General features: G+C 70.8%; 8 protein-coding genes. 2 read left to right on the top strand and 6 right to left on the bottom strand.

Annotated features, from left to right (window positions below):
* The 3 genes from DEIPI_RS0103410 to DEIPI_RS0103400 form a co-directional block, all read right to left on the bottom strand.
* Nucleotides 1–966, bottom strand: a 966-nt coding sequence (locus tag DEIPI_RS0103410; protein ID WP_027480860.1) for a branched-chain amino acid ABC transporter permease, incomplete at its 3' end; no start/stop codon positions are given.
* On the bottom strand, nucleotides 963–1,823 hold the full coding sequence (locus tag DEIPI_RS0103405) for a branched-chain amino acid ABC transporter permease (protein ID WP_027480859.1): 861 nt from the start codon (nucleotides 1,821–1,823) through the stop codon (nucleotides 963–965). The genes DEIPI_RS0103405 and DEIPI_RS0103410, both read right to left, overlap by 4 nt.
* 16 nt (nucleotides 1,824–1,839) lie before the next feature.
* The gene (locus DEIPI_RS0103400; RefSeq protein ID WP_045233569.1) at nucleotides 1,840–2,967 is read right to left on the bottom strand and encodes an ABC transporter substrate-binding protein; all 1,128 of its coding nucleotides are present in this window, start codon (nucleotides 2,965–2,967) and stop codon (nucleotides 1,840–1,842) included.
* A gap of 292 nt (nucleotides 2,968–3,259) precedes the next feature.
* Between DEIPI_RS0103400 and DEIPI_RS0103395 the strand changes: the two genes are divergently transcribed.
* Nucleotides 3,260–4,903 carry a long-chain-fatty-acid--CoA ligase gene (locus DEIPI_RS0103395; RefSeq protein ID WP_027480857.1) on the top strand — a complete coding sequence of 548 codons (1,644 nt, stop codon included), beginning with the start codon at nucleotides 3,260–3,262 and terminating at the stop codon, nucleotides 4,901–4,903.
* A gap of 315 nt (nucleotides 4,904–5,218) precedes the next feature.
* A complete protein-coding gene (locus DEIPI_RS0103390) occupies nucleotides 5,219–7,027 on the top strand; it encodes an Ig-like domain-containing protein (RefSeq protein WP_027480856.1) in 1,809 nt (602 codons plus the stop codon).
* Between the two features lie 55 nt (nucleotides 7,028–7,082).
* Here the strand turns inward: DEIPI_RS0103390 and DEIPI_RS0103385 are convergent, their stop codons facing one another.
* The 3 genes from DEIPI_RS0103385 to DEIPI_RS28150 all read right to left on the bottom strand — a co-directional run.
* Entirely contained in the window at nucleotides 7,083–7,802 is a 720-nt protein-coding gene (locus DEIPI_RS0103385; protein WP_027480855.1) for a histidine phosphatase family protein, read from the bottom strand.
* Nucleotides 7,799–8,830: a phosphotransferase family protein gene (locus tag DEIPI_RS0103380; protein ID WP_027480854.1), complete on the bottom strand. Its 1,032-nt coding sequence runs from the start codon at nucleotides 8,828–8,830 to the stop codon at nucleotides 7,799–7,801. Before DEIPI_RS0103380 ends, DEIPI_RS0103385 begins: the two co-directional genes overlap by 4 nt.
* On the bottom strand, nucleotides 8,827–9,439 hold a 613-nt coding region (locus tag DEIPI_RS28150), incomplete at its 5' end, for an SDR family oxidoreductase (RefSeq protein ID WP_084473913.1). The genes DEIPI_RS0103380 and DEIPI_RS28150, both read right to left, overlap by 4 nt.

The raw sequence follows: 9,439 nt of genomic DNA, 5'->3' as shown, positions 1-9,439 counted from the left end.
GGCGGGCGCGGGCGCCACGCGCGGACGCCGCGCGGTCAGGCGCGCCCACAGCCCCATCAGCCCGTGCGGCGCGAACAGCACCAGCAGCACGAGCAGCGGTCCGAAGATCACGAGCTGGTAATCCTGGAAGGCCTGCAGCGCCTGCGACACGACCATCACCAGCAGCGCGCCCACCACGGGTCCCGCGAGCGTGCCCACGCCACCCACGATGACGTAGAGCAGCAGCGTGAAGGTCGTGTTGACGCCCGTCACGGCGTACCCGAGGTAGCCGAGGTAGCCCGCGTACAGCCCGCCCGCAAGACCCGCGAGGGCGGTGGAGAGCATCAGCGCGCGCATCTTGTGCGCGAAGGTGTTCACGCCGCTGGCCCGCGCGAGGTCCTCGTTGCTGCGCACCGCCACGAAGGAGCGCCCCACGCCCACGCGCGTCACGGCCCGCACGACGTACAGCGTCACGACGAGCGCGAGCAGCGCGAGGTAGTAGAAGTTCGCGGCCTTCGTGAAGTCCACCCCGAGGAGCTTCCCGGGGGGCGGCACGCCGTTGAGGCCGTCACGCCCGCCCGTGAGCGCGTCCCAGCGCCCGATGACGCTCGTGACGATCACCCCGACGGCCAGCGTGAAGATCGCGAAGGCGTCGCCGCGAGTGCGGAACGCGACGAGGCCCAGCAGGGCGCCCGCGACGGACGCGAGCACCACCGCGGCGGGCACCGCCGCCCAGAAGGACCAGCCGGACTTGAGCATCAGGATGCCCGTCCCGTACGCGCCGATCCCGAAGAAGGCCGCGTGCGCGAGCGACAGCAGGCCCGTGTAGCCCAGCAGGACGTTCAGGCCGCTCGCCGCGATCGCCCAGATGAAGCTCGTGATGAGCACGTCGAGGTAGTAGCGGTTCGTGGAGAGCTGCGGGAACAGCAGCGCGAGCGCGAGCCCCAGGGCCGCCAGGGTCCAGCCCGGGGAGGGCGCGCGCGTCACGCGGTCCTCCCCAGCAGCCCGTTGGGGCGCAGCGCCAGCACGACCACGAGCAGCGCGAACCCGATCACGTCCGCGAAGTCCGCGCTGAGGTACGTCGTCGCGAAGGTCTCGGCGAGCGCGAGCAGGAACCCGCCGAGGATCGCGCCGGGCACGCTGCCCATCCCGCCGAGGATGATGATCGCGAAGACCTTGAGGTTGATCACGTCGCCCATGGTGGGCGACACGAGGTTGATGGGCGCCACGAGCGCCGCCGCGACCGCCGCGAGCGCGGCCGAGATCGCGAAGGTCATCATGCTCACGCGGTCCGTGTCGATCCCGACGAGCCGCGCGCCCGCGCGGTTCTGCGCCATCGCCTCGATCGTCGCGCCCGTCACGGTGCGCTTGAGGAACCAGAACAGGCCGCCCATCACCACGAGCGCCGCGACGATCACGAGCAGGCGCTGCTGCGTCACGGTCGCGCCGAGGACGCCGACCACGCCCCCGTAGGGACTGGGCATCACGCGGAACTGCGCGCCGAACACGAGCTGCGCGAGCGCCTGCAGGAAGAACAGCACGCCGATCGCGGCGATCATCGCCTGCACCTGCGGCTGACCGCGCAGCGGGTGGAACACCAGCCGTTCGAGCAGCACCCCGACGAGCGCGAGCGTGGCCGCCGCGAGCGCGAGCGCCACGAGGTACGGCAAGCCCACGGCCGTGAGCAGCACGTACGTGACGTACGCGCCCGCCATGTACAGCGCGCCGTGCGCGAAGTTCGGGACGCGCAGCACGCCGTACACGAGCGTGAGCCCGAGCGCGACGAGGCTGTACACGCTCCCGAGCGCGATCCCGTTGACGAGCTGCTGCAGGAACAGCGTCACGTCGTCTCCCGGGCGCTCAGCGTCCGACCTGCTGCAGGCGGCCGCTTCTGTACATGCCCATGATGAGCTGCCCCTCGAGGTGCCCGCGCTCGTCCACGCCGCTGACGTTCACGAGCTTGCGCTGCGGCGGGAGCTCCTTGGCGGCCTGCGGGATCTTCGCGCGGATCGCGTCGACGTCCGTGACGCTCCCGGCGAGCTCCATCGCGCGCGCCACGATGTACACGCCCATGTAGTTCAGCGCGGCCTCGGCGGTGGGGACCTGCTTGTAGATCGCCTGGTACGCCCGCGTGAAGCGCTGCGCGCCCGGCGCGCGGTAGTCGCGCAGGGGCATGACGCCGATGGCGCCCTCCAGCATGCTGGTCGGCACGATCTGGTCCATCTGCTCGAACTTCGCCTGGTCCATCACCATGAAGCCGCCCTTGAAGCCCTGCTCGCGCGCGGCCTTCACGACGAGCGCGGTGGGCTGCGACGGCCCGCCGATGAACAGCACGTCCGGCTTCTCCGCGAGGGCCTTCGTGACGGCGGCGGTGTAGTCGACGGTGGTGTTGTAGTCCACGCCGTTGTTCGCGAGGACCGTGCCGCCCTGCCGCTTCCACTCGGCGCTGATGGCCTCCGTCCAGGCCTTGCCGTACGCGCTGGTCGTGCCGATCAGCCCGAGCCGCTTGCCGTAGGCCTTCATGCTGTTGCTCGCGAAGGGCTTGAGGTACAGGTCGTAGGTGGGCGGCAGCATGAACGTGAGCTTGTTGCCCGCCTCCAGGATCTTCGGTTCGCTGGAGTACGCGACGAGCAGGAACGACGGGTCGCGCTGGTTGAAGCCCTGCACCGTCTGGATGCCGCCGGAGTGCGGCACGAAGATGACCGGCGTGTTGTTCTGCGACAGCAGGCGCCGCACGTTCGTGGCGGTCTCGTTCGGGAGGTACTTGTCGTCGAGGGAGACGAGGTTGAGCTTCACCTTCCTGCCCCCCACGGTGATGCCGCCCGCCTTGTTGATCTCGTCGATGGCCATGTCGAGGCCCGTCTGGACGTCCTTGCCGTAGAAGGCCGCGCCGCCCGAGAGGGGTCCGCTGTAGCCGATGTTCACGCTGCTCTGCGCCTGGGCGGCCCCGAGCGTCAGGGCGCCCGAGACGAGAAGTCCTGCCAGCATCCGCGTCGTCTTCACGATCTCCTCCTTGCGAGGCGGCGACGAGCGGCGTGGCCGCTCGTTCGCCTGGACGGAACGTCATGCCCGGACGCGCGGGGCACGCCGGGACGCTGCATATGAGGTGGCTGTGACGGAATCGTGACACACGCGCTTCGTGAAGTCAACGCGAAGACCTACAGACTTCGCCGCCCCTCCTCACGGTTCGCCTATACTGACGTCAACCTCAATTTGCTTCCGTCCGCCGTCACGTCCGCGTGCGGCCACGCCGCCCGCCCCCCTGCACGAGAGGAGCGTCATGACCGTCACCGCCGGTGATCCGTCCCAGCCCGCGACCTACTGGCCGCGCGGCCTGTCCCGCAGCGTGGCCGTGCCCCGCACGAGCCTGCACCACAACCTGGAGGTGAGCGCCGCGCGCTACCCGGACAAGGTGGCGCAGTGGTTCTACGGGCGGGAGGTGACCTACTCGGAGCTTCTCGACGAGACCGCGCGCCTCGCGGGGTACCTGCGCCGTCACGGCGTGGGGCGCGGCGACCGCGTGCTGGTGTGGCTGCAGAACAGCCCGCAGTTCGCGGTGGCCTGCCACGCCGTGTGGCGCGCGGGCGCGGTGGTGGTGCCGCTGAGCCCCATGCTGCTGCCGCAGGAACTGCAGTTCTTCCTGCACGACGCGGGCATCCGCGTGGGCGTGGTGGGCGCGGAGCTCTACCCGAAGGCGCGCGCGGCGGGCCTCTCGCACGCGGTGGTCGCGAGCCTCGGGGCGGGCGTGACGAACTCGCCCGTGCCCGTCCCGGAGTTCTTCGCGCTGCCCGAAACGGCGGAGGGGACGGACGTGACGTGGACGCAGGCCCTGGCGGGGGAGCCGGGCGGCGTGGTGCCCGTGACGAGCTCGGACCTCGCGCTGCTGCCGTACACGAGCGGCACGACGGGCCGTCCGAAGGGCGTGATGCACACGCACGGCAGCGTTCAGGCGAACGTGATGTCGGCGGGCGCCTGGGTGGCCGCGACGAACGAGGACGTGCTGCTCGCGACGCTGCCGTTCTTCCACGTGACGGGCTTCGTGAACAGCCTGCTCGCGGCGATCTTCGGGGGTTCGCAGTGCGTGATCATGACGAGGTGGGACCGCGCGGTCGCCACGACCCTCATCCGTGAGCGGCGCTGCACCCTCTGGACGAACACCGCGACGATGGTGGTGGACCTCCTCGCGAACCCGGACCTGCGCGCCCAGGACCTCGCGAGCCTGCGCGACGTGACGGGCGGCGGGGCGTCCCTGCCGGAGGCGGTGGGGCGCCGTTTCGAGGAGCTCACCGGCATCCGCTTCATCGAGGGGTACGGCCTGACGGAGACGATGGCGCAGACGCACACGAACCCGGCGGACCGTCCGAAGCTGCAGTGCCTCGGCATCCCGACGTTCAACACGCTGGCGCGGGTGGTGGACGTGGAGACGCTGGAGGAGGTCGCGCCGGGCGAGGTGGGGGAGATCGTGGTGAGCGGCCCGCAGGTGATGGCGGGCTACTGGAACAACGACGAGGCGACCCGTGAGGCCTTCGTGGAGCTCGGCGGGCGGCGCTTCTTCCGCACGGGCGATCTGGGCCGCGTGGACGAGGAGGGGTATTTCTTCTTCGTGGACCGCCTCAAGCGGATGATCAACGCGGCGGGCATGAAGGTGTGGCCCGCCGAGGTGGAGGCGGCGCTGTACCGCCACCCGGCGGTGCTGGAGGCCTGCGTGATCTCCGTGCCGGACGAACGGACGGGCGAGCGCGTCCGCGCGCTCGTGGTGCGCCGCGCGGGGCACGAGGGCGCGACGGAGGAGGACATCACGTCCTGGGCGCGCGAGCAGATGGCGGCGTACAAGGTGCCGCGCGAGGTGGAGTTCGTGGAGTCCCTCCCGAAGGGCCCGACGGGGAAGGTGAACTGGCGGGCTCTTCAGGAACAGAGACGCTAGGAAGGAAGAGGCCCGGACGGGCGGACCGCTCCGCCCGTGGGAACAGGAACAGAGACGCTAGGAAGGAAGAGGCCCGGACGGGAGAGAGGGATGGTCACGAGACCGTCCCTCTCTCCCGTCGTGGACGGAATCCTCTTTGAATGACTCATCTTCTGAGAAATATGTAAGACAGGTGTAAGAAGTCTTAACTATCATGAATCCAGACACGGCATGTGTCCTATCCCACATCAAAGGGAGGCTGAGATCTCTGTCCCAGTACACGGTCACCTCAGGACAGAGGGAGCCAATGGTGAGCCCGCCCCGACGGAGTTCCCTATGCGTCGTCCCATCCTGCCTCTGGCCATCACCCTCGCCCTCGCCCTCGCCGCCTGCGGTACCACCCCGACGCCCGCCGACGCCTCCGCGCCCGTCGTGGGCACCCTGACGACCGTCATCACGAACGGCACCGACGTCAAGGTCGAGATTCCCGCCACCGACGCGGTCGGCGTCACCAGGATCTCCTACCGCCTCACGAAGGACGGCGTCCCCGGTCAGTGGGTCAGCGTTCCCGTCGAGGGCCAGGGCTCCTACTCCGTGATGTTCGGCAGCCTCGCCCCCGGCGAGTACAAGGTCGAGATCGTCGCCTACGACGCGGCGGGCAACGCCTCCGCGACCACCGTCAAGACCTTCACCATCGACGCGCCGGTCACCCCCCCGCCCGCCGACACCACCGCGCCCTCCCTCACGGTGCCCGCCGACCTGCTCACCAAGGAGGCGAGCGTCAGCCTGACCGTCACCGCGACCGACGAGAGCGGCATCGACGCCGTCACGTACACCGTCGCGAAGGACGAGGGCGCCGCCGGCAACCCGATGGCCGCCACCGCCACCGACGCGGGCTACAGCGTCGACCTCGCGGACCTCACGGACGGCGTGTACACCGTCAGCGTGACCGCCACCGACAAGAAGGGCAACGCCAGCACCGCCAGGACCGTCAAGGTCACGGTGGACCGCACCGCGCCCGCGCTCACGAGCGAGAACGTCACCGTCACGCCCAGCGCCGACGGCACGGCCAGCGTCGCCGTCACGGGTGAGGGCAGCGTGCAGTACAGCACCGACGGTACGACCTTCATGCCCGCCGCGACCTCTCCCTTCACCCTGCCCGTCAGCGGTACCTACCAGCCCGGCAACTACTCCGTCTGGGTCAAGGTCGTCGACGCCGCCGGCAACGAGTCCGCGCCGGTCGAGGTGAAGTTCACGATCCCCACGGCTCCCGACACCACCAAGCCCACCGTGCAGACGCCGAAGGAAACCGTCTCCCAGGAATGGGACGCCGTCGCGGGCGGCTTCCCCGTCAGCGCGACCGTCGCCTTCGACGACAACGTCGGCGTGACGAGCGTCACCGCCACCCTGAACGGCAACGCCGTCGCGGCGGACAAGATCGTCACGGCCCAGGACGGCAAGAGCGCCGCCCTCGACCTCGGCACCCTCACGAGCGGCAAATACACGCTCGTCGTCACGGTCGCCGACGCCGGGAACAACAGCGCGAGCACCGACTCCTACGGCTTCACCGTCGCCGACACCACCAAGCCCGCCGTGACGTCGCTCGTCGCTTCGTCGGCCACGGTCGTGACCGGCAAGATGGTCACGCTGACCGCCCAGGCCTCCGACAACGTCGGCGTGAAGGACGTCGAGTTCTTCCAGGACGGCGTGTCCCTCGGGATGGGCACCCTCGCCAACGGCGTCTACACGCTCGACTGGACGGCCGGCTCGACCCTCGGTGACGTGCACTTCACGGCCGTCGCGCACGACGACGCGGGCCTCGCCAGCGACGCCTTCGCGCCCGCCACGGTCACCGTCGTCGCCGACCAGGCCGCTCCCACCGTCACGGGCTTCACCGCCACGCGCAACGGGAACAGCGCCAACGTGGACCTCTCCGCGACCCTCACGGACGACGGCGCCATCGCGAAGGTCGAGTACTTCACCTCGCTCAACGCCGCGAAGGTGAACATCACCTCCGCGCTCGTCGGCAGCACCCTCACCTACAAGGCGAACATCGCCAAGCCCTCGGGCGTCCCCGTGACCGTCACCCTCGTCGTCACCGACGCGAGCGGCAAGGCCACCGAGATGGCCGTCACCGTCGAGTAACCCCTGCACAGGAAGAGCCCCGCACGAACGTGCGGGGCTCTTTCTCGTCGCGCGCTCAGCGGTAGCTTTCGAGGCCCTCGGTCTCCAGGTGGCTCGTGACGTTGAACGCGTCGAGCGAGAGCCTGCCCGCGCCGAAGGTGAACTCCGTCCGCGAGGCGTTCTTCACGCGCCAGTTCAGGCGCAGCATGGCGTGGTCGGGCGCGTCCAGCGAGAGCTGCACCGCCCGCCCGATCACCCCGCCCGACGTGAACACCACCACCCGCCTCCCGCCGCCGCCGCGCCCCACGATCTCGTGCAGGACGCCGCGCGTGCGGGCCGCGAAGTCCGCCCAGGACTCCATCTCGGGCAGTTCGTACTCCCCGCCGAGCCAGTGGTCCATCAGCGCTTCGAGCATCCGCTGGAAGTGCCGGTTGCGGTCCGCTCCGCCGCGCGCGGCCTCGCTGGCGCGCATCAGCTCGCGGAACTCCGGATTCGCGAGGGAGAGCTGCGGCGCGAGCACCCGCAGGATGCCCTCCGCGCCGTACTCGTTGAGGCGCTCGTCCACGACGAGGTCCGGGAAGGGCCGTCCCGCCTCGCGGAAGGTGCGCGCCACGACCTCGGCGGTGCGCAGCTGCCGCACGAGGTCACCGCAGTACGCCTCGTCGAAGCGCACGTCGCGCTCCACGAGGTCCTGCGCGAGCGCCCGCGCCTGCCGCTCCCCGAGCTCGGAGAGGCGGTCCGTGTCCTGCTCGAAGGGCGTGGCCTGCCCGTGCCGCACGAGGGTGAGGGTGCTCACGCGGACTCCATCCGCGCGAGCGCCATGCCCACGATGGCGCGCACCTGCCGGTCGAGCCGGGAGAAGCGCTCGTCGCGGGTCTGCCCGCGGTGCCAGCGCGCGAAGATCTGCTGGAGGATCACCGCGAGCTTGAACGCGCCGAGCACCTCGAACCACGGGGCGCGCGACACGTCCCGCCCGCTCGCGGCGGCGTAGCGCGCCACGAACTCGTCGCGCGAGAACCAGCCCGGCCCGCCGAACGCCCCGAAGGGTTCGGTCGGCTGCTGCCAGTAGCACAGCGTCAGCCCGAGGTCCACGAGGGGATCCCCGACGGTGGTCATCTCCCAGTCCAGGACCGCCACGATGCGGCCCGGGTCAAGGGGCGAGAGCATCACGTTGTCGAGCTTGTAATCGTTGTGCACGAGCGCGGGCGGCCCCTCGGGCGGAAGCTCGGCGCGCAGCCACGCGATCACGCGGTCCATCTCCGGGAGGGGCTCCACCTTCGCGCGCTCCCAGCGGTCCGCCCAGCCCTCCACCTGCCGCGTGAGGAACCCCTCGGGCTTCCCGATGTCCACCAGGCCGCTCGCGCGAACGTCCACCGCGTGGAGCCGCGCGAGGCCGTCCACGAGCGCCGCGCTCGCCCGCGCCGCGAGGTCGGGGACGCCCGCGTACTCGGGCGGCACCTCGCGGCGCAGGATCACGCCGCGGCGGCGCTCCATGAGGTAGAACGGCACGCCCAGCACGCCCGGATCCTCGCAGAGCAGCACCACGCCGGGCGCCTCGGGCAGCAGGGGTCCCACGCGCTCCAGCACGCGGTACTCGCGGATCATGTCGTGCGCCCTCGGCGCGACCGGACCCAGCGGGGCGCGCCGCAGCACCAGCTCGCGCTCCCCGAGCCGCAGGAGGTACGTGAGGTTCGAGTGCCCACCGGGGAACTGCTCCACGTGCAGATCCTGAGCGCCGCCCAGCCGCCCGGCGAGGTACGCGCGCAGCGCGGCCGTGTCGAGTTCCTCGCCCGGCCGCACGGGAGCGGTGTCGCGCGTCGTCACGCGCGCTCCCCGAACGCTTTCTCGCGGTAGGCGCGCATCCGCGCCAGCCACTTCTCGTGGTCCGCCGCGCGCGCCTGGAAGGCCGGGAGCGTCGTGGGGTGCGTGAGGATCAGGAAGCGCTCCTGGGCGAGGCCCGCCACGACCGCGTCCGCGACCTCGTCGACCGTGATCGCGCCCGCTCGGATCTGCTCCCAGTCCGCGCCCGCGTTCTCCACCATCGGCGTGCGCACGTACTCCGGGCACAGGCAGCTCACACGGACGCCGCGTGAACCGTACGTCACGGAGAGCCACTCCGCGAACGCGACCGCCGCGTGCTTCGTCACGGCGTACGGCGCGGAGTGCAGTTCCGTCAGCAGACCCGCCGCCGACGCGGTGTTCAGCAGGTACCCCTCGCCGCGCGCCAGCATGCCGGGCAGCGCGGCGCGCGCCGCGTACACGTGCCCCATCACGTTCACGTTCCAGATGAGGTCCCACTCCCTGTCGGACGACGCTTCGTCCGTCCCGACCGCGATTCCGGCGTTGGAGACCATCAGGTCGACGCGTCCGAAGCGCTCCTCGGCGAAGGCCACGAGCGCCCGCACCTCCTCCTCGCGCGCCACGTTCGCGGCG

Source organism: Deinococcus pimensis DSM 21231 (assembly GCF_000519345.1).
Taxonomy (GTDB): Bacteria; Deinococcota; Deinococci; order Deinococcales; family Deinococcaceae; genus Deinococcus_A; species Deinococcus_A pimensis.
This window is presented reverse-complemented; position numbering and strand designations above follow the sequence as displayed.

Bases quoted from the DNA above. Each gene is read 5' to 3' on its own strand.
- DEIPI_RS0103400 (WP_045233569.1), bottom strand. From the start codon at position 2,967: ATGCTGGCAGGACTTCTCGTCTCGGGCGCCCTGACGCTCGGGGCCGCC.
- DEIPI_RS0103395 (WP_027480857.1), top strand. From the start codon at position 3,260: ATGACCGTCACCGCCGGTGATCCGTCCCAGCCCGCGACCTACTGGCCG.
- DEIPI_RS0103390 (WP_027480856.1), top strand. From the start codon at position 5,219: ATGCGTCGTCCCATCCTGCCTCTGGCCATCACCCTCGCCCTCGCCCTC.